The organism is Eikenella glucosivorans, from assembly GCF_016025525.2.
In the GTDB taxonomy this organism is placed as follows: domain Bacteria; phylum Pseudomonadota; class Gammaproteobacteria; order Burkholderiales; family Neisseriaceae; genus Eikenella; species Eikenella glucosivorans.
In genome coordinates, this window is the sequence record NZ_JACSGR010000004.1 from 19,050 (window position 1) to 42,692 (window position 23,643).

The 23,643-nt window shown below is 59.2% G+C and carries 35 protein-coding genes; 34 read left to right on the forward strand and 1 reads right to left on the reverse strand.

Translation table 11 applies throughout. The annotated features are described in order from the left end of the window. From H9Q10_RS05575 to H9Q10_RS05685, 23 genes are all read left to right on the forward strand, one after another. A complete protein-coding gene (locus H9Q10_RS05575) occupies positions 1-1,140 on the forward strand; it encodes an ExeA family protein (protein ID WP_197903025.1) in 1,140 nt (379 codons plus the stop codon). A 1-nt stretch (position 1,141) separates the two neighbouring features. After that, a complete protein-coding gene (locus tag H9Q10_RS05580) occupies positions 1,142-1,285 on the forward strand; it encodes a hypothetical protein (RefSeq protein ID WP_023888069.1) in 144 nt (47 codons plus the stop codon). 5 nt (positions 1,286-1,290) lie between these two features. Beyond that, positions 1,291-1,566, forward strand: coding sequence for a hypothetical protein (locus H9Q10_RS05585; protein ID WP_197903026.1), 276 nt, complete (start codon positions 1,291-1,293; stop codon positions 1,564-1,566). Position 1,567: 1 nt separating this feature from the next. Next, entirely contained in the window at positions 1,568-2,242 is a 675-nt protein-coding gene (locus H9Q10_RS05590) for a DUF2786 domain-containing protein (protein ID WP_197903027.1), read from the forward strand. An 11-nt stretch (positions 2,243-2,253) separates the two neighbouring features. Beyond that, positions 2,254-2,415, forward strand: a complete 162-nt coding sequence (locus tag H9Q10_RS05595; RefSeq protein WP_197903028.1) for a hypothetical protein — start codon at positions 2,254-2,256, stop codon at positions 2,413-2,415. Continuing rightward, entirely contained in the window at positions 2,412-2,918 is a 507-nt protein-coding gene (locus H9Q10_RS05600; RefSeq protein WP_197903029.1) for a hypothetical protein, read from the forward strand. The genes H9Q10_RS05595 and H9Q10_RS05600 overlap by 4 nt, the downstream gene beginning before the upstream one ends. A 9-nt stretch (positions 2,919-2,927) precedes the next feature. Further along, the gene (locus H9Q10_RS05605; protein ID WP_064087595.1) at positions 2,928-3,344 is read left to right on the forward strand and encodes a hypothetical protein; all 417 of its coding nucleotides are present in this window, start codon (positions 2,928-2,930) and stop codon (positions 3,342-3,344) included. Further along, entirely contained in the window at positions 3,331-3,942 is a 612-nt protein-coding gene (locus tag H9Q10_RS05610) for a DUF3164 family protein (RefSeq protein WP_179946230.1), read from the forward strand. The genes H9Q10_RS05605 and H9Q10_RS05610 overlap by 14 nt, the downstream gene beginning before the upstream one ends. Before the next feature lie 2 nt (positions 3,943-3,944). After that, positions 3,945-4,832: a recombination-associated protein RdgC gene (locus H9Q10_RS05615; RefSeq protein WP_197903030.1), complete on the forward strand. Its 888-nt coding sequence runs from the start codon at positions 3,945-3,947 to the stop codon at positions 4,830-4,832. A gap of 4 nt (positions 4,833-4,836) precedes the next feature. Next, positions 4,837-5,034 (forward strand): hypothetical protein, encoded by a 198-nt coding sequence (locus tag H9Q10_RS05620; protein WP_197903031.1) that lies wholly within the window; start codon positions 4,837-4,839, stop codon positions 5,032-5,034. Positions 5,035-5,082: 48 nt separating this feature from the next. Next, positions 5,083-5,358 (forward strand): HU family DNA-binding protein, encoded by a 276-nt coding sequence (locus tag H9Q10_RS05625; protein WP_067527810.1) that lies wholly within the window; start codon positions 5,083-5,085, stop codon positions 5,356-5,358. A 60-nt stretch (positions 5,359-5,418) separates the two neighbouring features. Continuing rightward, a complete protein-coding gene (locus H9Q10_RS05630; RefSeq protein ID WP_197903032.1) occupies positions 5,419-5,892 on the forward strand; it encodes a regulatory protein GemA in 474 nt (157 codons plus the stop codon). After that, positions 5,892-6,239 (forward strand): Mor transcription activator family protein, encoded by a 348-nt coding sequence (locus tag H9Q10_RS05635; RefSeq protein WP_067524703.1) that lies wholly within the window; start codon positions 5,892-5,894, stop codon positions 6,237-6,239. Before H9Q10_RS05630 ends, H9Q10_RS05635 begins: the two co-directional genes overlap by 1 nt. A 211-nt stretch (positions 6,240-6,450) precedes the next feature. Next, on the forward strand, positions 6,451-7,587 hold the full coding sequence (locus H9Q10_RS05640) for a 2-oxoacid:acceptor oxidoreductase (RefSeq protein ID WP_197903033.1): 1,137 nt from the start codon (positions 6,451-6,453) through the stop codon (positions 7,585-7,587). A gap of 11 nt (positions 7,588-7,598) precedes the next feature. Further along, positions 7,599-8,531 (forward strand): major capsid protein, encoded by a 933-nt coding sequence (locus H9Q10_RS05645; protein WP_197903034.1) that lies wholly within the window; start codon positions 7,599-7,601, stop codon positions 8,529-8,531. Positions 8,532-8,589: 58 nt separating this feature from the next. Further along, entirely contained in the window at positions 8,590-8,928 is a 339-nt protein-coding gene (locus tag H9Q10_RS05650; RefSeq protein ID WP_067524697.1) for a DUF2190 family protein, read from the forward strand. A gap of 2 nt (positions 8,929-8,930) precedes the next feature. After that, positions 8,931-9,296 carry a hypothetical protein gene (locus H9Q10_RS05655; protein ID WP_197903035.1) on the forward strand — a complete coding sequence of 122 codons (366 nt, stop codon included), beginning with the start codon at positions 8,931-8,933 and terminating at the stop codon, positions 9,294-9,296. A 3-nt stretch (positions 9,297-9,299) separates the two neighbouring features. Next, the gene (locus H9Q10_RS05660; RefSeq protein ID WP_197903036.1) at positions 9,300-9,740 is read left to right on the forward strand and encodes a DUF1320 domain-containing protein; all 441 of its coding nucleotides are present in this window, start codon (positions 9,300-9,302) and stop codon (positions 9,738-9,740) included. Next, positions 9,740-10,237 carry a Gp37 family protein gene (locus H9Q10_RS05665; RefSeq protein ID WP_197903037.1) on the forward strand — a complete coding sequence of 166 codons (498 nt, stop codon included), beginning with the start codon at positions 9,740-9,742 and terminating at the stop codon, positions 10,235-10,237. The genes H9Q10_RS05660 and H9Q10_RS05665 overlap by 1 nt, the downstream gene beginning before the upstream one ends. A gap of 9 nt (positions 10,238-10,246) precedes the next feature. After that, positions 10,247-11,644, forward strand: coding sequence for a phage tail sheath family protein (locus H9Q10_RS05670; protein WP_197903038.1), 1,398 nt, complete (start codon positions 10,247-10,249; stop codon positions 11,642-11,644). 16 nt (positions 11,645-11,660) lie between these two features. Next, positions 11,661-12,176: a phage major tail tube protein gene (locus tag H9Q10_RS05675; RefSeq protein ID WP_197903039.1), complete on the forward strand. Its 516-nt coding sequence runs from the start codon at positions 11,661-11,663 to the stop codon at positions 12,174-12,176. 140 nt (positions 12,177-12,316) lie between these two features. Beyond that, complete coding sequence (locus H9Q10_RS05680; RefSeq protein ID WP_064090619.1) at positions 12,317-12,628, forward strand: phage tail assembly protein; 312 nt, start codon at positions 12,317-12,319, stop codon at positions 12,626-12,628. A gap of 43 nt (positions 12,629-12,671) precedes the next feature. After that, positions 12,672-12,791 carry a GpE family phage tail protein gene (locus tag H9Q10_RS05685; RefSeq protein ID WP_338082306.1) on the forward strand — a complete coding sequence of 40 codons (120 nt, stop codon included), beginning with the start codon at positions 12,672-12,674 and terminating at the stop codon, positions 12,789-12,791. Here H9Q10_RS05685 and H9Q10_RS05690 read toward each other — a convergent pair whose 3' ends face one another. Continuing rightward, positions 12,792-13,052 carry a hypothetical protein gene (locus H9Q10_RS05690; protein WP_064090617.1) on the reverse strand — a complete coding sequence of 87 codons (261 nt, stop codon included), beginning with the start codon at positions 13,050-13,052 and terminating at the stop codon, positions 12,792-12,794. Between the two features lie 42 nt (positions 13,053-13,094). On the opposite strand from H9Q10_RS05690, the gene H9Q10_RS05695 reads away from it, so the two are divergent. From H9Q10_RS05695 to H9Q10_RS05745, 11 genes are all read left to right on the forward strand, one after another. Further along, positions 13,095-15,806 carry a phage tail tape measure protein gene (locus H9Q10_RS05695; RefSeq protein WP_197903040.1) on the forward strand — a complete coding sequence of 904 codons (2,712 nt, stop codon included), beginning with the start codon at positions 13,095-13,097 and terminating at the stop codon, positions 15,804-15,806. Next, on the forward strand, positions 15,806-16,705 hold the full coding sequence (locus H9Q10_RS05700; protein ID WP_197903041.1) for a phage tail protein: 900 nt from the start codon (positions 15,806-15,808) through the stop codon (positions 16,703-16,705). Before H9Q10_RS05695 ends, H9Q10_RS05700 begins: the two co-directional genes overlap by 1 nt. Continuing rightward, positions 16,702-16,950 (forward strand): tail protein X, encoded by a 249-nt coding sequence (locus H9Q10_RS05705; protein ID WP_064087614.1) that lies wholly within the window; start codon positions 16,702-16,704, stop codon positions 16,948-16,950. Before H9Q10_RS05700 ends, H9Q10_RS05705 begins: the two co-directional genes overlap by 4 nt. After that, positions 16,937-18,079 carry a phage late control D family protein gene (locus H9Q10_RS05710; protein ID WP_238480148.1) on the forward strand — a complete coding sequence of 381 codons (1,143 nt, stop codon included), beginning with the start codon at positions 16,937-16,939 and terminating at the stop codon, positions 18,077-18,079. Before H9Q10_RS05705 ends, H9Q10_RS05710 begins: the two co-directional genes overlap by 14 nt. Further along, the gene (locus H9Q10_RS05715) at positions 18,066-18,677 is read left to right on the forward strand and encodes a phage baseplate assembly protein V (RefSeq protein ID WP_197903042.1); all 612 of its coding nucleotides are present in this window, start codon (positions 18,066-18,068) and stop codon (positions 18,675-18,677) included. The genes H9Q10_RS05710 and H9Q10_RS05715 overlap by 14 nt, the downstream gene beginning before the upstream one ends. Positions 18,678-18,809: 132 nt before the next feature. Further along, the gene (locus tag H9Q10_RS05720) at positions 18,810-19,187 is read left to right on the forward strand and encodes a GPW/gp25 family protein (RefSeq protein ID WP_197903043.1); all 378 of its coding nucleotides are present in this window, start codon (positions 18,810-18,812) and stop codon (positions 19,185-19,187) included. A 2-nt stretch (positions 19,188-19,189) separates the two neighbouring features. Further along, positions 19,190-20,332, forward strand: a complete 1,143-nt coding sequence (locus tag H9Q10_RS05725; protein ID WP_197903044.1) for a baseplate assembly protein — start codon at positions 19,190-19,192, stop codon at positions 20,330-20,332. 3 nt (positions 20,333-20,335) lie between these two features. Further along, positions 20,336-20,914: a phage tail protein gene (locus tag H9Q10_RS05730; protein WP_023887382.1), complete on the forward strand. Its 579-nt coding sequence runs from the start codon at positions 20,336-20,338 to the stop codon at positions 20,912-20,914. Next, positions 20,915-22,420 (forward strand): phage tail protein, encoded by a 1,506-nt coding sequence (locus H9Q10_RS12135; protein ID WP_238480149.1) that lies wholly within the window; start codon positions 20,915-20,917, stop codon positions 22,418-22,420. 12 nt (positions 22,421-22,432) lie between these two features. Continuing rightward, entirely contained in the window at positions 22,433-23,086 is a 654-nt protein-coding gene (locus tag H9Q10_RS05740; RefSeq protein WP_197903045.1) for a DUF4376 domain-containing protein, read from the forward strand. Then, a complete protein-coding gene (locus tag H9Q10_RS05745; RefSeq protein WP_197903046.1) occupies positions 23,083-23,568 on the forward strand; it encodes a hypothetical protein in 486 nt (161 codons plus the stop codon). Before H9Q10_RS05740 ends, H9Q10_RS05745 begins: the two co-directional genes overlap by 4 nt. Positions 23,569-23,643 lie beyond the last annotated feature (75 nt).

Sequence of the window (23,643 nt, forward strand, 5' to 3'; positions counted from 1 at the left end):
ATGAAGGAAGCATTTAGAAAAATCGGCAAATCGTACGCCGTGGCCGCCGCCGAAATCGGCTGCAGCAAGCCCAGGTTGGTGGCGGTAATCAACCACGGCGAATGGCCGAAAAAAGGCGCAGCCGAGCTGCGCGAGAGTTTGAAGCAGTATTTTGAAACGAATGGTGCGGACATTCCGCAATGTCTGGAAAACGAACCGGAAACCGCACCTGCCCACCCTAATGAAAGCGAGGACGACGCTATGTTACTACGAAAAGCCACTTTGACCCAAGCCACCCGCCGTTATTTCGGCCTGGTACGCGACCCGTTCAACGACGAAATCCGCAGCGCGGAAGACGTGTATATGACCCCTGATGTGCGCTATGTGCGCGAGGCAATGTTTCAGACGGCCTGCCACGGCGGCTTTGTGGCGGTGGTCGGCGAAAGCGGCGCGGGCAAGTCCACCCTGCGCGAAGACCTGCAAGACCGCATCAACCGCGAAGGCAGGCAGGTTATCACCATCGAACCGTATGTGCTGGCGATGGAAGACAACGATGTGAAGGGCAAAACCCTGAAAGCCGCGCACATTGCCGCCGCCATCTTGGAAGCCGTATCGCCCGGCACCCGACCCTACCGCGATTCGGAGGCACGTTTCCGCCAAATTCACAGGGCATTACAGGAAAGTGCCAAAGCGGGCAACAAGCATGTATTGATGATTGAGGAGGCGCACGGCCTGCCGATTCCCACCCTGAAGCACCTGAAACGCTTCTTCGAGCTCAAAAACGGTTTTGACCGCCTGCTCGGCATCGTACTGATCGGCCAGACCGAACTGGCGCAGAAGCTCAGCGAAAACAACCCGGCGGTGCGCGAAGTGGTGCAGCGCTGCGAGGTGGTGACGCTCTTGCCGCTGACCGACGGACGGCTGGCAGGCTACCTGAAACACAAAATCGAACGCGCCGGCGGTGACATCGCCAAAATTATGGACGAGAGCGCGATTGACGCGGTGGCCGAACGGCTGACGGTGCGCGGCCGCAGCGGGCGCGGGATGGAAGAGCACAGCCTGCTCTACCCGCTGGCGGTCAATAACCTAGTCAGTGCCGCAATGAATCAGGCGGCCGAGCTGCAGATGCCGGTGGACGGCGACATGGTAAGGGGGGTGTGAGATGAGTGCATTTTGGAACTGGTTTGTACAGGCAAGCTGCTGGCAGGTGCTCGGCAACGCGCTGACCTTGGCGCTGGCGCTGGTCATCATCGGTATCGGTATCGGCGAAGCGGTGCGTTATATCCGCATCAGTTGGAAAGGATAACAACCATGTGGTCGGAATTAAAAAACGTTGCCCGCCGCGAAGCTCGGAACTGGTTGATTGCCGCCATCGTGGCAGTGGCCTATGCCGCCATGGCCGGCAGCTGTACCCCGCAGCCTGCCGCCCATCGGCAGCTGGTGGGACAACCGGATACGGCAGCGGCACGGCTGGCAGCCAAAGAGCGGCAGGCCGAGAGCGAGGCCGTCGAAGCGGTAGCAGTGTACGAGCGCATGAGCGATCAAGAGCGGATGCGCGGCGTGGTTTTAGAACCCGTAGGGGAATGAGATGGATAAAGCAACAGCGTTGGAGAAAATTAAAAAATGCTTGGCACTTAGTAAGTCTGCCAACGAACACGAGGCAGCACAAGCTTTGAAACATGCGCAGAAGCTGATGGCGCAGTTCGGTTTGGAGGATGCAGATATCGCATTGGCCGATGTGGGTGAGCAGCGAGTCAAATCCGCCCAAACCCTGCCGAGCTGGCACTGGGATTTGATCCACCTGTGCGGCAATGCCTTTGGCTGCGACCGCTGGGTGCATCACGATTTTTCCGGCGGGCAGGTTGTATTTTGTGGTACCCACGGCCGACCGGAGTTGGCGGCTTATGCGTATGAAGTGCTGCTACGCCAATTGAAGGCTGCCCGCCGGGAGTACATGAAAACCACCTTGTCTCGGGTTCGTATCGCCAAAAACAAAACCGCCCGCGCCAATGAGTTTTGCAGGGGTTGGGTATCTGAAGTGCGAAGTGCTGTTCGGGCTTTTGCTATGAGCGGAGAAGAAAAAGGACTTATCCAACAATATAAAGCGACTAAGTATGGCAAATTCTCTACCGCAAAACTGCGGGATGTGAAGATGGCCAGAAAACTAGCGGACGATTATTGGCGTGGTAGGGATGCCGGAGAGGGTGTTCGACTGGATACGCCGCTTGGCAAAACTGCAGAGTTAAAACGATTGGGAAAATAGGGAGCAAGAAAATGATTGAAGCAATGGCAGCGATAGCCAAATTCCTGTGGTATTTGGCCGGCATCATATCCAGCCTGTTGGTGCTGATTGGTGCGCTGGCTTTAACCTGCGTTTGGGTCATGGCTGTCGTCAACCGATACGACGACATCTTTATCGACCGGGAGCAGCCATGAAAACCCGTTGTCCCGCCTGCGGTGCGGTGGCCAGCCTCGAAGTGCTGCTGACCCACGATGACGCCCGCAGCCTGATGGTGGCGCTGGCCGGTATCTCCGACGAGCTGGCCAAAGCCGCGCTGCGCTATCTCGGCCTGTTCCGCCCGGGCGAGCGCGACCTGAGCTGGGCGCGGGCGGCCAAACTGCTGGGCGAGCTGGTACCGCTGATTCAGGCGGGCGAGATTACCCGCAAGCGGCAGAGTTACCCCGCGCCGCGCGAGGCTTGGGTTTGGGCGTTTAACCGCGTTATCGAAGCCCGCGACAGCGGCAAGCTGACCCCGCCCCTGACCAGCCACGGCTTCCTGCTGGAAAACCTGACCTTCTGGACGCCGGACAAAACCGCCGGCGCATCCTTGGCTCCGGCAGCGGATACCGCCCTTTCAGGCAGCCTTAACCCGCAACAACAGACCACGGCCAGCAGCACCCTACAAGCGGCCGCAGCCGGTGAGAAGTTTAAGCGATGATGATCCGAAATGATGACCAAAGAAGTAAACAATGCCTTGGTGTCCGGCATCCAGCACATGTTCGCCATGCGGTTGCCTGGGCATCCGCCGCTCGATGCGGCCGACGGGACGTATCAGGCATGGATTGCCGCTTTCGATTCGCTGCCGATCGCCTGGGACGACGAGCGCGACGTACCGCGCATCCGACAGGCCTTCGGCGCGTTATGGGCAACCGTAGACCGCTGGCCGACCCCGAAAATGCTGATTGCCTGCATCCCGCCTGTGCCGCCCCCGCCGCAGCTGGAAGCCCCGAAAAAGGTGTGGACGGAAGAGGAAATAGCCAGAAACAAAAAGCGTTTGGCCGAAATGTTAGGCATGCTGGCCGACAAGATGATTGAACGAAACCGATTTTTAGACGATGGAAGGAATGAAGATGAGCCAAATTGATATGAGCCAATACAAGAAGGACGCACGCGGCAATCTGGTGCCGATTGCCAACATCCGCCCGATTGACCTGCTGCGCGACGAGCTGGTGCAGAAGATTACCGCCCGCGCCCGCGCGGTACAGGAAGAATTGCAGGAATACCGCCGCTGGGCGATGGATGAGATTGCGGCCTTTGCCGAACTCTCCGCCAACCAGTACGGCACCTCGCTGGGCGGCAAGAAGGGCAATATCCGCCTGCACAGTTTCGACGGCCAATACCGCGTGCAGCTGGCAATGCAAGATGCCCTGGTATTCGATGAAGGGCTGGCCGCTGCCAAAGTGCTGATTGACGAATGTATCCGCGAATACTCGGAAGGCAGCCGCCCAGAGCTGCTGGCCATCATCAACGCCGCCTTCGCCACCGACCGCGACGGCAATATCAGCACCGCCCGCGTGCTGGGGCTGCGCCGTCTGGACATCAGCGACGAGAAATGGCAACGCGCGATGGATGCATTGAGCGACAGCCTGCAGGTGCATACCAGCAAGGCCTTTGTGCGGGTACACGAGCGCGATGCCAACGGCGAGTATCGCTTGATGAATTTGGATATCGCGAAGGTGTAATTATGTGGTTTAGTCAATGTACCGTGTTCAGGCTACCTGAAACCCCGAATGCCGCCCTGCTGGCCGATAAATTGGCCGACGCACCCTTTGCCCCGTGCGGTGGGTTAGATTGGTTTACCGAGGGTTTTGCCGCACCGCAGAGCTTCACCCCCGAATTGGTCTTTAAGGTTGAACAAACGATGGGGATTGCGTTAAGGCGGGAGGAGAAGGTATTGCCGGGTAGTGTCATCCAGCGGGCGGTAGGCGAACGGGTGGCACGTATCGAGCAGCAGGAAGGTCGTTCGATCGGTCGCAAAGAACGGCAGGAATTGAAGGAGCAGGTAACCGATGAGTTGCTGCCGCGAGCCTTTGTCCGCGCCACCCATACCCGTGCACTCTTTGCCGACGGCATGTTGCTGGTGGACACCGCCGCCGCCTCCAAAGCGGAAAACCTGCTCGCTAAACTGCGCGAAACCTTGGGCGGCTTGAAAGCCCAGCTGGTACATACCCGCCAAACGCCATCGGCACTGATGACTGAATGGCTGTTGCGCGGCCATGCCGCCGGACGCTTTGAGCTGGACGACATTGCCTCATTGCGAGGCGCGGGTGATGTGCCGCCGGAGATACGCATAAAACGGCAAGACCTGACAGCCGAGGAAGTGGCCGGCCATGTGTGCTGCGGCAAGATAGTGAGCGAGCTGGGCTTGGTTTGGGACGAGCGGGTTGCCTTTGTGCTAACCAGCGAGTTCACGCTCAAACGTATCCAGTATTTGGACGTGCTGCAGGAAGCGGCGGAAAACCACGGCGACAATGCCGCCGACTTGGCCGCTGCTTCGCAGCTCATCGTGTCCGCCAATCTGAGCGCCTTAATCGGCGAGCTGGTTGAGTTGATGGGCGGTTGGCAGGAGTAACGATATGGCCACCGTAACCATCATGATTGCCGACACCCCGCGCGGGGTCATGCTGAAAATAACGTCAGACGAACGGCTGCCCGACCCGGGAGAAGACAGCGGCAGCATCGCGCAAAATCTCGGCCTGATTGCGATGGAGCTGATTAAGCAGGAGTTTAAGGCGGTAACCGGCAAGGAGTTCCGGGCGTGTACCGTCCAGTAAGTAATACCGAGCGGCACGGCCTGCCGCAATTTAAACAGGAGTTAAACCATGACTAAATCAGAGTTAATCAAAGCCATTGCCGAACACGGCGAATTGAGCCGGGCCGATGCCGAAATCGCGCTGATGGCCGTGCAACACAGTATCACGGAGGCTTTGGCCAAAGGCGACCGGATAACCCTGCCCGGCTTCGGGACGTTCAAGGTGGTCGAGACGGCCGCGCGTACCGGCCGCAATCCGCAAACCGGCGAACCGGTCGACATCCCGGCCAAACGCAAAGTGAAGTTCACACCGAACGAGAAGCTCAAAGACTTGGTTAAAGCGTGATGTTCAACCCATGCCGCTGCCACAGTGCGGCGGCATCAGTGGAATATTAGGAGAGTCCAAATGCGTGAACCCAAAGCCCACAAGAAAGCCCGGCTGATTAAGCTATTGCACGTGGCCAAGAACCAGCTGATGCTGGACGATGCTGCCTACCGCAGGCTGCTGGCCAACGTATCGGGCGGCAAGACCAGCAGCACCAAACTGTCGTTGGAGGAGCTGGAACTGGCGCTGCGCGGCATGAAGGCGCAGGGCTTCGTGGTCACCACCAAGGCGCAGGCCGAGAGTGGCAAGCCGGACATTCCTGTGCGCGAGGCCACCGCCGGGGTAGATGCGCAAATCAAAAAAATCCGTGCCCTGTGGTTGGAGCTGCACCGCTTGGGCGCGGTACGCAGCCCGAGCGAATTGAGCCTGGCTCGTTTCGTCAGCCGCATGACCGGCGTGGACTATCAGGGCTGGCTGAGCGTGGACGATGCTTCGCGGGTGATTGAGCACCTGAAACAATGGAAAAAACGGGTGGCAGATAAAGGGAGGGAATAATGGTAGACAAATATAACGAGCTGGCTTCCGCCATATTTGATGCGTGGGTCAGGTTGTTGGTGGACAAAGGACTGTCTGAGGAAGAGGCAGAAAAATTGTCGGAAGAGGCGGTTGACTGCATCTTGGATACCTTCAGCGGGGAGAATATCTACATACCACGTAACATCTCCGCCCGCGCTGCAGCCCGTAACCGTAAAATCTACGATGAGTTTACCGGCTATAATCACGATGAACTGGCACGAAAATACCAAATAACGAGACAGCGGCTGTACGGCATTATTCGCCAAGTGCGCGGGCAGATACTCGCCGAGAAACAGGCCGACTTGTTTGGTACGCCGGAACAATAAGTCTGAATCGCGCACTAAGTCGGTCAGGAAATCGCCTGACCGATGTCTTTTTGAAAGTTGGTATGTTTGCCTATCCTGACCGCCAAACGCGCTAAAAACGCAAATTTGGCGGTTTCAGATTTTTAGGCTCAACGCATTTTTGAAAACGTTTTAAAAGACCGCGGACAAATCCGCGAGCAGAATCCCCGTATCAACCGATGCGGGGATTTTTATGTTTGAGATTTTTCGAGCCGGTACGCATACCGACAACAACGGCCGACAGGTCAATATCAGCGCGGCCGATTTGGCTGAGGCTGTGGCGGCCTACGACCCGAAGCTGCACGAAGCACCGATTGTGGTCGGCCATCCCAAAACCGACGACCCGGCCTTCGGCTGGATCAGTGGCCTGAAAACCGAGAACGGCGTGCTGTTTGCCGATTTCGCACAGGTGGATGACGACTTTGCCGGATTAGTGAAGGCCGGACGCTACAAGAAGGTGTCGGCCAGTTTTTACCCGCCGGACAGCCCGAACAACCCGAAACCCGGCGTTTGGTCACTGCGCCATGTCGGTTTTTTGGGTGCTCAGCCGCCCGCGGTCAAAGGCCTTGCCGCCATCAACTTTGCCGAAGGCGAGGTGTATGTGGAGTTTTCCGAGGCGGCGCACGGTATCGCCGCCCGGCTGTGGCGCAATATGCGCGAATGGCTGATTGCCCAGTTTGGCCAAGACGCCGCCGACAAGGTAGTGCCGGACTGGGAAATCGAAGGCATCAAGGAAATGGCCGCCCGGCCCGACCTGCCTCCCGACCCGGTGTTGTTTGCCGATCCCCCTCCCACCCCCAACCCAACCGACCATAAGGAGTCTCCCATGTCTGAACAAGACCAAGCCGCCGCACTGGCTGCCGAAAAGGCCGCACGTGAGAAGGCGGAGGCCGATGCCGCCCAGGCCAAGGCCGAATTGCAGAAGCTGCAGGATGAGCAGGCAAAAGATTTGCGCGATGCCGCCCACCAGCAAAACACCGACTTTGCCGAGGGCTTAGTGAAAGAAGGCCGCCTGAAACCTGCCGACAAAGCCTTGGTGGTGCAGGTGCTGGATTTTGCCGAGCACCCCGAGCACACCACCGCCGACTTCGGCGAGGGCGAGGCGGCGAAGCCGCTGGGCGCTGCGCTGCGCGAGTTTTTGGCGGCGGTGCTGCCGCAGCAGCTGCCGATCGGACATGTAGCCGCCGGCAGCGAACCGCAAACGGCAGGCAGTCTAGACTTTGCCGAGTATGCCGACCCGTCCGAGCTGGAATTACACCAACGCGCCAAGGCACTAGCGGCCAAAGAAGGCATTTCCTATGAACAAGCAGTATTCCGCTGCATGAAATAAGGACTGACACCATGAGTCAAAACTATTTGAAAAAACTGCAGGGCGTTTCCCCCATTCTGACCACTGTGGCGCAGGGCTACGCCCCCAACCGCTTTATCGCCGAAACGGTGTTTCCGGTGGTATCGGTGGAAGCCGAAATCGTCAAATTCCCCACCCACGGCAAAGCCGCGTTTGAGGAATACGAAACCCGCCGCGCCATCGGTGCCGACAGCAATGTAATCGTGTTGGACGGCAACGGCTGGGAAACCGTTACGCTGGAAGAGCACGACTTGGCTGCCGGCGTGGACTACCGCGCCGAGAAGGAAGCCTATTTCAGCCAGAAGGCCAAAGCCGCCCGCCGAGTGAAAGACGGCGTGCTGCTGAAAAACGAAGTCATCGTGGCCGGTTTGGTGCAGAACGCTTCCAGCTACGCCTCCGGCCACGTCAGAACCTTAAGCGGCACCAGTCAATGGAGCGATCAAGCCAACAGCAACCCGCTCGCCGACGTAGATACCGCCAAGGACAAAATCGCTGAAGCGGTCGGTCTGCGTCCGAACATCATGGTTATTGGTGCGGGCGTGCTGAAACACCTGCGCTACCACCCGAAGCTGCAGGCACAGCTGGGTGCCAACGATAAAAAACGCATTACGCTCGACATCCTCAAAGACCTGTTCGAACTGGAAGACATCATCATCGGCGAGAGCCGCCTGACCGCCAACGGCCAATTTGCCAACGTGTGGGGCAACCATGTCAGCCTGCAGATCCGCGGTGCCAACAGCGCCGGACAGCCGGCAGACGAAGGCAACCCCAGCTTCGGCTATACCTTCCGCCGCAGCGGCCTGCCCTTCATCGACACTTACGAAGGCGTGGGCGGCAAGGTCGAATATGTACGTTACACCGACATCAAAAAAGCTGTGGTAACCGGCGGCAAATGCGGCTACCTGCTGAAAGACGTGGTGGCTTAAATCAACCGAAAGGCTACCTGAAAATTCAGGTAGCCCGCCAAATACAGGAGCAAGACAAATGGCAAAAACCAAAAAGGCTGTGCTGACCGAAACCATCATCGCGGCAGCCGCCATCGTACAGAAACGTTTCGTGAACTTTGAAGGCAAACAGGCTACCGCCGGACAGCCCGCCGTAGGCGTGTCGGTATACGACGCCGACCAGGGCGACAGTTTGGCCGTAGATGCACTGGGCATTGTGCTGGTGGAATCCGGCGGCGCATTGGCCGCAGGCGATGCCGTGGCTTCGGACGCGCAGGGCTGTGCGGTAAAACAGGCCGCCTCGGCTGTCACTCTCGGCCGCGCTTTGGACGCCGCCGTCGGCGCCAACGAAGTCATCCGCATCAAACTGGGAGCCTGACCATGATTAAAACCTATATCGCCAACACCCCGCTGATTCTGACTGATGCCGATGGCAAGGAGTTCCGTGTCGAAGCTGGTGAAGCTGTAGACCTGACCCCCGAGCAGTACGAGCTGGTGGCCGCACATGTGACCGCAGGCAGCATCTCGGACGCAGACTTGGACGCATCCGGCTACCAGCCGGACGGCACAACACCGGTGCCGGAACAGCCGCCTGCCGAACCGACCCAGCCCGAACAACCGGCTGAGGCCGAAACCGCGCCTGCCGAGACAGAGCAGCCGGCACAAGCTGAAACCGAACAGCCGGCAGAATCTGCCGAGCAGCCTGAAGAACAGTCCAAAGCACGCGGCAGAGGCAAAAAGGACTAGGCCATGTACATCACGCGCGAAGACATCAAGGCTGCCGTCAGCCTGGCCGAGCTGACCCAACTGACCAACGATATCGGCGGCAGCACCGAGCCGGACTGGGCGGTGGTGGATAGAGCCATCGCTTATGCTTGCGAAATTGCCGACGGCTACCTGATGGGTCGTTACACCCTGCCGCTGGAGCCGGTACCCAGCATCCTGCGGCCGGTGTGCAGCGACATCGCGCGCTACTGGCTGCATACCCGCCGCATCAACACTGCCGATTTCCCCAAACCTTTGCAGGCAGCCTACGACAACGCGCTCAAGCTCTTGGTGCAGGTACGCGACGGCAAGCTGCATTTGGGCGTGCGTGCCGACGAGCTGGCCAGCGATACCGAGCGGCCGCAGGCCGAGCGCGGTGCCTACCGGGTGCGCGGCAATGCCAAGCAAAACTGGGGAGGCTACTGATGTCTGCCACCCGCCCGATTCTGATTGCCGTGCGCGATTACTTGGCCGCCGAGCTGCCCGCCTACACGGTGGAGCTGTTTCCGGACGACCCGGCCGGCTACCGCTTTATGGCACCGCTGGGCGCGGTGCTGGTCGGTTATCAAGGCAGCAAGTTTGCCCGCCCGGACGGCCTCGGCCTAATCGGCCAGCAGCGCGACGTCACACTGGCGCTGACCGTGTTCGGGCGCGGCCTGAACCATGACGGTGCAGCCTTGGATCTGCTCGACGCATTGCGGCTGGCCATCACCGGCTACCGCCCGCCCGACTGCGAGCCGTGCCATTTAATCAGCGAGCAGTTTTTGGCTGAAGAAGGCGGGGCATGGCAATACCAGCTGATTGCCCAAACCGAAACCCAGCAGGTCGAACGCCGCCCGGCGGATACCCGACCCAAAGTCAGCAGCCTGTACCTGCGGCAGCAAGGCCAGCCGCTCAACCCAGATATCAAACCCAAACCCTAGGAGATTATTATGTCCGCAGCTTTCCACCACGGTACGGAAACCAAACGTATCGACGGCGGTACCAGCCCGATCTACACCGCCGACGGCGCGATTACCGCTATTGTCGGCACGGCTCCAGCCGGTGCGGTCAATACGCTGACCGTATGCGCCGCCGCCCGTGATTTCTTGCCATTCGGCAGCAGCTTGACCGGCAAAGGCTTTACCCTGCCCGACGCCGCCAATATCTTTACCCGCTACAAGGCCGGCACCGCCTATGTGGTCAATGTGTGCGACCCGGCCAAGCATAAGAGCAGCGTGGCCGACGAGGCATTGACGGTCGATGCTGACACCCTGACCGCCCGCACCGCCCATCCGGCCTTGCAGGCAGGCTATACCGTGAAAGACGGAGGCAATACCCTGAACGAGGGCAGCGACTACACCGTTACCGATGCCCTGCTCGGCGAGATTGTGTTCAAAACCAAACCCACCGCGCCGACCATCAGTTATACCTACACCGACCCGTCCAAGGTAACCGAAGAAGAGATCATTGGCGCCTATGTGGCCGCCACCGGCAAACGCACCGGACTGCAGGCGGTGATTGAAGGCTTCAACCGCTTCGGCGCCGATGCCAAAATCATCATCGTGCCGGAGTACGACAAGACCGCCAAATGCCGCGCCGCCATCGAAGTGCTGGCCGAGCAGATTAAGGCCATCGGCTATGCGGCAGCACCGCAGCAGACCACCCTGAGCAAGGCCATCGAAGGCCGTGGCCCGTTGGGCAGTATCAACTTCCAAACCTCCAGCGACCGTATGATGCTGTTCTATCCCTATGTGTTGGGTTTGCTCGGCGTGGAGAGCCTGGCTACCCACGCTGCCGGCCTGCGTATGAAGACCGACGTAGAACAAGGCTACTGGTACAGCTCGTCCAACCGCGACCTGCTGGGCGTGACCGGCATCGAAATGCCGCTGACCGCCCGCGCCGACGACCCGCAGAGCGACACCAACCGCCTCAACGAAAAAGGCATTACCACGGTGTTCAACAGCTACGGCACCGGCTACCGCCTCTGGGGCAACCGCCTGGCCTGCTTCCCGACCGTCAGCCACATCAAAAACTTCGAGGTGGCGCAACGCACCGGCGACGTGATCGACGAATCCATCCGCCGCTTCGAATTGCAGTATATCGACCGCCCGATTGACGATGCCCTGATTGACAGCCTGCTCGGCTCCATCCGCACCTATCTGGGCACCCTGCAATCCATCGTCGGTTACAGCGTAGACTTGGATTACGACTACGACTTGGTGGATGCTTTCAGTAAAGGCCAAGTGCCGATTAAGTACGAATACACGCCCAAGCTGCCGGCCGAGCGCATCAGCAATGCCAGCGTGATGACCCGCAAATATCTGGCCAACTTGGTCAGCCAACGATAAAAGTAAGGAGTAAGTAATGACTGCAGTTACCGCTATTTATAATGCCAATGTTTATATTGACGGCAATAATTTGTTAGGTAAAGCGTCTGAGTTTAAATTGCCGGAAGTAGAATTCGAGCAGGATGAATTCAAGGGTTTAGGCATCAAAGGCACGATTAAGTTACCGATGGGTATGGCAGCATTAGAAGGGGAAATCACATGGAATAGTTTTTTCCCGGAAGTTGGACGCCGTGCTGCCAATCCATACCGTGCTGCACAATTAATGGTGCGCGCCGATGTGGAAACCTACGATACTACCGGACGCGTGAAAGAGGTGCCGTTGGTGACAATGGTAACCGCAACCTTCAGTAAAAACGCCTTGGGCGGATTCAAACCGAAGGAGAAGGCGGAGTTTTCCAGCACCTACCAGACCACAGAAATCCGCCAAGTGCTAGATGGTCGAGAGACTTTGTATATCAATACATTTACCAACGAATACCGCGTAGACGGCGTGGACGTGGAAGAGACCTACCGGCGCAATATCGGGGCTTAATTTAGAAAACGTTTTAAAAGACCGTGGACAGCCCCACAGGCAAAATCCCTACATCAATCCAGATGTAGGGATTTTTATTTACCACCGGCGGTTTGATTCCGGCCGCGCCGCCCGGCCGATTTTGAAAAAGGATTGCAAAAATGGCTCAGAACGAAGCACAGAAATTACAGGAAGACTTGGGGATGAACATCACGATTACATTGAATGTGCCGGTTGTTTTGGCCGACGGTCGCCAACTGGACAGCCTGACCCTGAGGCGCGCCAAAGTAGCCGATCTGCGGGCAGTCAGCCGTTTGGAAGGCGATGCCGCGCAGGAGATTGCCTTGGCCGCCCGATTGGCCGGTTTGGTGCCGGAAGACATGGATGCGCTGGATTTGAGCGATTACAAGCAGATTCAAGACTGGTTTCGCTACTGTCAGGAAAAACCGGCCTCAGCCATCCGAGCCGACTGACCATGCCGAACTGGCGGCACAGTTGCTGGCGGCCTGTGCGGATGTGGCGTGGTGGTATGGCTGGCCGATACAGGCCATCGACGATTTGACCATGGAAGACTTCATTGACTTCCAAAAAGAAGCAGCCCGCCAAATCAAGGCGGGCTACCGGAAAGGGTTGTGATTATTGCTCAGACAAACGCTGCTGCCAATAGGCGAGGTTTTCCCGGCTGCGCTGTTCGTCATACGGGCGGCGGTGTTCGCTAAAGCGAGCCTGTTCCTCCTCCTCTTCGCGCTGCTGCCAGCGCCGGCGCAGTCGGCGGGCGGCGGAAATATCCAAACAGAAAGATACGGCCAGCCAAACCATGCCAAGCACGATGCCAACGGCTTCGAGCAGCAGGGTGCCGAAGGCGAGCAATACAACCAAAGCAACGATGACTGCCATTTCTTTCTCCTTTCCCTGTCTAGGTTTATAGGATAGTAAAACATGTCTGCCGAGTTATCAATAGTTGTCAAGATCGGTGCTGCTATAGGAAGCACGATTGCCGCTATCCGCTCGGTCGGCGGCGGGGTGGATTTTGTGCGGCGCAGCACTACCCTGTTGCGCCGCGAACAGTTGCTGCTGGGTCGGGCAATCCGCGACAGCAGCCGCCAAGGTTCGTCAGAACTGCGCCGCCTGCAGCGGCAGTATGATGGTTTGGGCGAAACCATGAGCCGGATTCGGCGCAATCAAAATCAGCGCGGCAGGATTGATGCCGCTATCCAACGCAACCGCTCGGTACGCGACAGTTTGAAGTCGGAAATCCTCAGTACGGTGGCCGCCGTCGGTGTGGTTTCCGTACCAATCAAGCTGGCGATTGAATTTGAATCAGCCATGGCTGATGTGCGCAAAGTGGTCAATTTCGACACGCCCGAGCAAGCTAAAGCGATGGAGCGGGATATTCTGCACCTAACCCGTTCCATCCCGATGGCCGGCGATGAGTTGGCCGCTATCGTGGCTGCCGGCGGCCAATCCGGTGTGGCACGTGAAAAACTGATTGGCTTTGCCGAAGATGCGGCCAAGATGGGGGTGGCTTTTGATATGTCGGCCGGTACTGCCGGCGAGGCCATGGCCACTATGTCCAATGTGTTGCGGCGGCCGATTGAAACCATGTCGGAGTTCGGCGATGCCATCAACTATCTGTCGGACAATACCAACTCCAAGGCTGCCGATATCGTCAATGTGATGACCCGGGTCGGTAGTGACATCAAACAACTGGGGCTGACCGACAATCAGGGGGCAGCCTTGGGCAGTACCTTCCTCAGTATGGGTAAGGCGCCGGAGTTGGCGGCACAAGCCACCAAGGGCATGGTAACGGCCTTTTCTTTAGCGCGGGTCGGCAAGTTTGATGACGAACTCAAACAGCTGGGGCTGACTACCAAAGACTTTGCTGCCGCCATGGATAAAGACGCACAGGGCGCGATTTCCGACTTCTTGCAGCGTGTGCGCCAGTTGCCGAAAGAGCAGCAGATGCCGCTGCTTTTGAAGATGTTCGGCCGCAACTACGCCGACGACGTGCTGCTGCTGACCGGTTCGATGGAAGAGTACAACCGGCAGCTGAACCTATTGAGCGAAACCGATGCCGGCGGGCAGTTGAAATACATGGGCTCTATGCAGCGCGAGTTCCAAAACCGCTCGGCAACAACTGCCAACCAACTGCGGCTGTTTAAAAACAGTCTGATGGAATTAGGGATTACGGTGGGCAGCGTGATGCTGCCGGGCATCAATGATTTCCTCAAAAGCCTGATGCCGGTGGTTTACAGAATGACCGAATGGGCACAGGCCAATCCAAAGCTGATTCATACCCTGATTAAGATTGCCGTGGCACTGGTCAGCGTTAAGGCGGCCTCGCTCGGCGTACGTCTGCTGTTTAACGGTGTGGCCGGTGCCGGTTTGGGGGTGGTGCAGCGTCTTTTAGGGCTGCACGGTACGTTGTTGCGCTTTAACGGTGTGTTCCGCCTGCTGAGGATGGGGCGCGGGGCAACGGCCTTACGCATCATGGGTTTTTCCGCCCGCCAGGCGCGCGGTGCCATGTCTTTGTTGGAACGCGGTATCGGCCGGGTCAGCGTGGCCGGTTCCCGCTTTTTATCGATGGCCGGCAGGGTGCGCGGTTTGGGCGGCGCCATGATGTGGTTGCAGCGTATTTGGACATCAGTCGGTATGGCGGCCATGTCCAATCCGATCGGTGCGGCCATTGCCGCCATCGCCATCGCAGCATTCCTGATTTATAAAAACTGGGGTGCGGTGAAGTCGTTCTTTATCGGCTTGTGGGACGGTATTCAAGACGGAATTCGGCCGGTGTTGCCACTGTTGGAAATGATTGCTTTCGGCTGGCAACAGATTTGGGATGTGGTTAAAGGTTTCTTTTCGGATTTCTTTTCGTCCAATGACGAGGCTTCGGAAAGTGCGCAGGGCTTCGGCTATATCATCGGCTATATATTGGGCAGCATTCTGAATATCGGCCCAATGATTCTAGACGGCTGGCGCATGATTTTCGACGGCATTTTCTCGCTGGTCGGCTCGGCTTGGGAACAAATCAAAACCGCCTTCGACGGCGGCCTGCTCGGCATCCTCGGCCTGATCCTCAACTGGTCACCCATTGGTGCCTTCTATTCGGCCTTTGCCGCCGTCCTCTCGTGGTTCGGCATTGAGCTGCCGGGCAAGTTCACGGAGTTCGGTTCAAACATCATCAGCGGTCTGTGGAACGGCTTAAAAGCCAAGTTTGAAGAGGTTAAGGCATGGTTCTCAGGCGTGGCCGGCTGGTTCTCGTCCAAGTTTGCCATCCGCAACGAAATCCACTCCCCGAGCCGCCTGTTCAGGCGCTTCGGCGGCTGGATGATGCAGGGCTTGCAGCTGGGTATCGACGGCGGCGCTTCCCGCCCGCTTAACGCCATCGGCTCTGTGGCTTCGGATTTGCAACAGCGTTTCACCAACAACACCTCATCCTTGGCCGCTTCAATGGCCGCCAACAGCGCCGAACTCTCTGCTGCACGGCAGGGCACGGCTGCGGCAGGCGGCATTACGGTGCATTTCAACCCGACCATCAATGCACCCGGCGGCGATGCGGGGCAGATTCAGGCAGCCATGCAGATGGGCTTGCGCGAGTTTGAGCAATTGTTTGAACGGCTGATGGCCGATAAGGCTAGGAGGGCTTACTGATGTTTGCCATGTTGGGCGAGGTACGCTTCGAGCTGCTGGGCAGCTTTACCGACCTTGAAGAGGCCCACGGTGCCAGCTATGCCAAGCATGAGGTGCTGGCCGGGCGGCCGAGGTTGCAGGCGATGGGCAACGAGCTGACGCAGATACGCTTCGGCATCAAGCTGCATTGGAAGCTGGGCGATGTGGACGCGGCCTACAAGGGCTTGATTGCGGCCAAAGAGGCACAGCAGGCGGTGTCCTTGGTGTTCGGCTCCGGCCGTTTTGTCGGCTGGTTTGTGATTGAGTCGCTGACCGCCCGCACCCTGTTGCAGGATGGCCGCGGCCGCACCGCCGCGCGCGAGCTGGACGTGAGCCTGACCGAGTTTGTCGGCGACCCGAACAACCCGCTGCCGACCCCGGGCGTGGCCAACGGCCAAAACCCGCTGCTCGCCATGTTGCCCGAGTCGGTGCGTGCCCCTTTGTCCAAATTGGCCGATGCGGTGCAGACCGGCGTGCGCATCTACCGCAGTGTGGAACAAGAGGTCGGCCAGCTGCAAACCCTGATTGCCCATGCCCGCGAGCTGAAACACGACCCGCTGGCCTTGTTCGGCGTGGTGGGCGATGCGGTCAATCTCGGCGGCACGGCGTTGGGTAAATTGAACAGGCTGCCTGAAGTCGGCAAATACATCGGCAACCTGTCCGGTGCGGCCGAGATGCTGGCCTACGGCGGGCAGGCGGCGCGCGAACTCTCCGGCGGTTTGGCCGCGCTGCGCAACGGTGCACAAAGCGGCACGGTGGGCGGCTGGCTGGAAGGCGGCATGGCCGCCGTTTCCGCTGCCGCCGACAGCCTGAACAACGGCGCCCGCGGTGCGCAAAGCCTGACCGCGTGGCTGGCCGGCAGAAAGGACGGGACGAAATGAGCGAATCGGTATTAAGACACCTGACACGCGAGGGTGACCGCTGGGATTTGATTGCCTGGCGATACTACGGCAACCCCTTGGAAATCTCCCGCCTGATTGCCGCCAATCCGCACCTGCCGGCGGCCGAGCAGTTCGCCGCCAACCTGACCGTGTTCGTGCCGGTTATCCCGGCCAAACCCCAAACCCAAGCCGACATGCCGCCGTGGCTGCGCGGCGATAACGGAGACGACGATGCAGATGCCTAACCTCCATCTGGGTGCCTTGCTTTCAGGTAGCCTGAACAGCACGGCCAGCCATCCGGTGACCCTGCCCAAGGTCATCATCAAATACGAGCAAAAGGACATTACCAGCGACATCCAGCCCTATTTGTTATCGGTGAGCTACACCGATTACTTGGAAGGCCAATCGGACGAAGTGCAGGTGGAGCTGGAAGACGTGGACGGCCGCTGGCGGCAAAAGTGGTATCCCGAGCAGGGCGACAAAATCAGCCTGGAAATCGGCGACCAGATTAACGGCATGCTCAAGCTGGGCAGCATGGAGCTGGCCGAGATTGAGTACCAGCACCCGCCGTCCGTGATTACCCTGAAAGCGCTGTCCACCGGCATCACCAAATCCAACCGCACCCAGCGCGGCCGTGCCTACGAGCACACCACGCTGGCCGACATCGTGCACCGCATTGCCCGACGGTTGCACCTGAAGGTAACCGGCACCATCCGGCACATCCCAATCGAGCGCGTGACCCAGTATCAGGAGCGCGATGTGGAGTTTCTGACCCGTTTGGCCAAAGAGTACGGCCACACCTTCAAAATCGTTGGCCGCCAATTGGTCTTCCAAGCCAACGACGCGCTAGCCGAGCAAAAGCCGGTGGCGGTCTTGCTGCCGGAAGACATCAAAAACTTCAGGCTGCGTGACCTGATTAAGGGCGTACCGCAGGAAGCGGTGGTGAGCGGCTACGATGCCAAACGCAAGACCACGCGCCGCACCCGCCGACAAAGCCGCGCATTGCGCCCGGGCGGCAAGCGCGCCAGCAGCGGCGACACGCTCAAAATCGTGGCCAACCGCGGCGAGAGCCAGGCGCAGGTCAATGCCCGTGCCGATGCCGCCTTGAACGACGCGCAGCAATCTCAGGTGGCCGGCAATATTTCGCTGGTGGGCAACGCCAAGCTGGTGGCCGGGCAGACCGTGCAGCTCAAAGGCTTCGGTAAGTTCAGCGGCAAATACCTCGTGAAGCAGGCGCGGCACGGAATCCGCCGCGGCGGCGGCTTTACCAGCGATTTGGAGGTCAAAATGGTCGAATACGTGCCGGACGAGCCGCCGCAGCCGGCCGCCGCAACCCAACCCAAAAAACAGGCAGCCAAAAATGCGAACCCATGACTTTACCGCCACCCTGCAATTCGGCACGGTTTCGGCCGTGGACGCGGCCAAACACGCGGTGCGCGTCACCGTGCCGACTTTGGACGACATCCAAACCGACTGGCTGCCGGTGGTCAGCCTGGGCGCGGGCGGCAACCAGTTCTACGCGCTGCCCGACCCCGGCGCACTGGCCGTCTGCCTGCTGGACGCACGTGGCGAGGGCGGTGTGTGCCTCGGTGTCATCTACAACGAGCAGGACGGCACGCCCGCTGCCGATGCGAATATGTGGCTACGGAAATTCAGCAACGGCACCGTCATCAGCCATAACAGAGCCGACGGCCAGGTAACCGTCGACACCCCGGGCAAGGTGGTGGTTAAGGCCGCCGCCAAGGTAGAGGTTCAGTCGCCGGAAACGGAGATTACCGGCAATACCACAGTCAAGGGCATGCTGACCTACACCGCCGGCCTGACCGCTTCCAACGGCGGCGGGGGTGATACCGCCAGCATCGAAGGCACCGTGCGCATCAACGGCGATATCATCCTCAACGGCATCAGCGTGTCCGGCCACGTCCACCCCGGCGACTCCGGCGGCACCACCGGCAGCATGCAGGCCGGCTGATTGATTTTTGAAAACGTTTTACAAGACCGCGGACAATCCCCGCAGCACAATCCCCGTATCCCGCCCGATACGGGGATTGTTTTTTAAACCCGTTTAAAAGACCCGCCGCCACCGCGCAGGCAGAATAAACCCATGACTACCCAGACCACCCCGCGCAGCCGCCACTGGCAGCCCGCCCCTCTCGCGAGCGGGCAGGACATCGTGCAAGACCTTGACGACATCAACCAGTGCATCGAAAACATCCTCGCCACCCGCAAGGGTAGCGACGTGTTGCGGCCGGATTTCGGCAGCAATTGGTTCGACTACATCGATTACCCGGAAGACGAATTTATCCCCAACACCGTGCGCGAAGTGGTGTTGGCCATCCAGACGTGGGAAAAGCGCGCGCTGGTCGAGCAGGTCACGTTTGCCGGCCATGCCCCGCATATCACCATGACCGTGCATTGGCGGGTGGCAGATGAAGTGGCGGGCGAAATCTACCGCACCGATATTGCAATAAAGGCTACCTGAAAATGGATTTGAGCAAACTGAAACGCGAAGAGGTCAAGATTGTCGATGACGACTTGGCACAGAGCCTGGCCGCCATGATTGCCGACTACGAGCAGCGCGCGGGCAAGGTATTGCAGCCGGCGCACATCGAACGGCTGCTGATCAACACCTTTGCCTACCGCGAGCACCTGCTGCGCCAGCAGGTGAATGAAGCCTACCGACAGCAGCACCCGCGCTTTGCCACCGGCCTGATGCTGGACTTGTGCGGCGATGATGTGTCCACCCCGCGCCTGCAGGCGCAGCCTGCCTTGACCACCCTGCGCTTTACTGCGGTATTGAGCGGTTCGGAACAAATTGCCGTACCCAAGGGCACGCGGGTCAATGCCGGACAGACCAGCTTTGTCACCACTGAAGCTGCCCTGCTGACTGCCGCCCAAAGCAGCGCCGAAGTGGCCGCCGAATGCACCGAAACCGGCACAGTCGGCAACGGCTGGTCGGTCGGACAAATCAACAGCCTGGCCGAGCGGCTGCATCCGACAATTGATGTGGCCGTCAGCAACGCCACCGTTTCCGCTGGCGGCGTAGAGATTGAAGGCGACGAAGCCTACCGCGAGCGCGTGTTGCTGGCACCGGAGAGCTTTAGCGTAGCCGGGCCAGTGGGTGCCTACCAATATTGGGCGCGGCAGGCCAGCCCGGCGGTGGTGGACGTGCACGTGGCCAACGATACCGATGGCGGCGGCCAGCCTATAGGCGGGCGGGTGGCGGTAACCGTGCTGGCCAAAGACGGCCTGCCCAATGCCGAGCTGATTGGCAAGATTCAGGCTGCCTTATCGGCCGAGAAACGCCGCCCGCTGTGCGATACGGTGGTGGTCAAAGCCCCGACCGCCGTCGATTACACGCTGGACGCCGAGCTGACCCTGTTTACCGGCACCGATGCCCGCACCGCCAAAGCGGCGGCCGAACAGGCATGGGCAGTGTATGAAGCCGCCCGCCGCAGTCGGCTCGGTTTGGACATCGTGCCGCTGGACATCATGAGTGCGCTGAAAGTGGCCGGTGTCTATAACGTGGTGCTGCACAACCTGCCGCTGACCGTGGTCAAGCCCGATCAGTGGGCACGCTGCACCCGCGTCAACATCCGCATTGCCGCACAAACGGCGGAGGGCTAGGCGATGGCCAAACTCTCCTACGCCGCCATCATCGAACGCGACCAACGCGCCCGCGCCCTGGCCGAATTGGGTCTGCGTTTGGATTTGGCCGAGCTGCCGCAGCTGATGCCGCGCCTGGTCGATTTGGTCGCCCCGGAACACCTGCCGCTGTTGGCCGAGAGCCGCAGCATCCTGGGTGCCGACGGCTACTGGCTGGCCGAATCCGACGATGCACGGCGCAAACTGATTAAAGGTGCGTACGAGCTGCACCGCTACAAAGGCACGCCGTGGGCAATCCGCGAAATCGTGCGGCGGCTCGGGTTCGGTGAGGTACGGATTATTGAAGGGCTCACCGGCCAAACCTACGACGGCAGCATCAACTACAACGGCAGCCATGTTTACGGTGCAGGCAGCTACTGGGCGCACTACCGCATCATCATGAATAGCGTGATTACCAACGACCAGGCCGCGCTGTTGCGCAAAACGCTGGCCGCCTTCGCACCGGCACGCTGCCTGTTGGCAGCCTTGGATTATCAGGCCGTCCCCCTGCGTTACAACGGGCGGGCGGCCTACGACGGCAACTTTAACTTTGGAGCAGCTTAAATGGCGAATATCACGGAAGAACTGAACAACCCGCAATGGTCGGAAGGTATCTACCAGCTGGAAACCACCGACCCGGTATTAGGCGGGCCGAACGGCATAGCCAACCGGCAGGCCAAGGAACTGGCGGCGCGGACGCAGTATTTGAAGAAGAAGCAGGAGGAGGACAAACCGGGTGCGGCCAGCACTACTAAGGCCGGCATCGTACAGCTCTCGTCTGCCACTGACAGCAACAGCGAAGAGCTGGCAGCCACGCCGAAGTCGGTGAAGGCGGCTTACGACAAGGCTGTTGAATCTGCCGGCAAAGGCCTGCCAGTTGGCGCAGTAATCGGCTTTCCGCGCGCCGTTACCAGCCAAGAAGGCTTTTTAAAGGCCGACGGCAGCACATTCACGCAGGCTACCTATCCCGACCTGTATCGCGTACTGGGCAGCAACAAACTGCCCAACCTTACGCGCTCCGACATCGGTATGACCGCCTATTTCCCGTTTGGCGACATCCCGGATGGCTGGATTAAGTACGACGAGATTGCCACTAGGGTTACTCAGTCCGCCTATCCCGAGCTCTATCGCAAGCTGGTGGCGCAATACGGCAGCATTGCCAACGTCAAGCCGGTAGATGATTACTTTGTGCGCAACGTGGGCGGCAGCGGCCAAATCGGACAACAATACCCGTGGACGGTAGGCGACCACCATCATGTTTTTGGGCTTGTGGCCTACGGCAACGACGACCTGCTGCTCAAACGCCTGCCGGTGGATAAGTATTACCCCGGCCAAATCAAGGCAGGCGACCCGATGTTTGTCATCTACGGACAACTGGGCGGCAATGAGGGCAAAAACAACGGTACGGATATGTTTTCGGCGGCACATGAGCAAGCGGCTATCGGGAAATACTCGCAAAAACACGCCGTCCCCATCACTTACGACCACGCCTACACCGACCAATACACGCCCAAACCCTATTATCAGGACAACACCCCGAAATACATCGGCATGGTGCTGTGCATTAAGGCCAAAGACAGCCTGGATGACATCGTGTTTTGGATTAAGGCTTACGGCCAAGTAACCAATGCCGGAGCACTGGATGCCTCCACGCTGGCCGCACAGTTGCAGGACAAGGCTGACAGAAACCATACCCACCGCGCCGCCGACATCAGCGACTTGGGCGAGGCGATTAAGCAGCAGATGGCCGCCGCCATGCAGCACCAAGCCGGCACCAACGGCTACACCAAACTACCCAACGACCTCATTGACCAATGGGGCGAGGTGTTGACGGGCTGGCAGGGAGAAGGGCCGGTGAAAGTAGTGTTTCCGATTGCGTTTACCTCCGAGTGTTACAACGTGCAAATCACCGTCAAAAGCAGCGGCCGGTCGGGCGCGGTGGGCACGGACTTAACCATCGGCGCGGGAGAGATAACGGCCACCGGCTTTAGCGCCATGCTTAACACATGGGCTCAAGGTGCGGCAGCCAATGATTTTGAAGGCTTCGCTTGGCGCGCCATCGGCAAATAACGGGAGACAACCATGACACTGTATTACTCACAATCCACCGGCGGTTTTTATGACGACCAAATCCACAGCACCGTGCCGGATGATGCGGTAGCAATTAGCCCCGAGCAGCACGCCGCACTGCTGGCGGGGCAGTCCAACGGACAAGTGATTATGCCAAACAAAGACGGCAAGCCTGTATTGGCCGAGCAGCCGCCCTGCCCATCCAGCACTTGGGACGGCGAGCAGTGGCACATCAACCCCGAGTGTGCCGCCCGGCTCAAAGCCGAACAGCAGGATGAGATGTGGGAGCGCATCAAGGCCAAGCGCTATGACAACCTGCGGCATGGGGTGTTTGTCAAAAGCGTGGGCAAGTGGTTTCAGACTGATGATGCCACGCGGCTGCAATATTTGACTTTGCGCACCCTGCCGAATGAGGCGTTTCCGCTCAAAGAACCGTGGCGGACAATGGACAACACCGACCTGCCGCCGGAAAAGTGCACCAAAGCGTTATTTGAAGAGATTGTCATGCAAATGGTAGCCGACGAGATGGCGGACTATCACAATGCCAAACGACACCGTGCCGCCATGCTCCAAGCCGAACACCCGCTAGAATACGACTACAGCGATGGCTGGACGGCAAACTTTGATGAGCAGCCCGCCGCCGAGTTTGAGGAGGCCGACAAATGAGCCAGCGCCCAATTTATCTAGCCTTGTACAAAGGTCGTCGTGATGGCTCCGGCTGGCGGGTATGGAGTGCCCGGTTTACCGACTGGCTCACGCGCAAACTGACCCGCGGCCAGTACAGCCATGCCGAGATTGCGGTGCGCGAGCATCCGCAGGCATCGGTTTATACCTGCTACTCCGCTTCCATCCGCGATAAAGGCGTGCGCTGCAAAGTGATGCCGCTGCCGGCGGCTAAATGGGACTTGATCCCGCTGCCCTCCGTCCCTGAGGTACACGAGCAGCTGCAGAGGGTGTGGACGTCCACCGATGGGCAGGGCTACGACCTGATGGGCGCATTGGGTATCGCCTTCGGACTGCCGCAAAACCGCCGCCGCTGGTTCTGCTCCGAGTGGTGCGCCACCGCGTTGAGGCTGCCTGAAAGCTGGCGCTGGTCGCCCAACGACCTCGCTGTTATCGTACCCGCCCTATATAAGGAGGAGGCATGAAAATACCCGCCACAGGGGCGGGTATACGCAATAAGTAGGACGGCGGCGCGGCCGGTGTTTGCCCACCAAACCGCG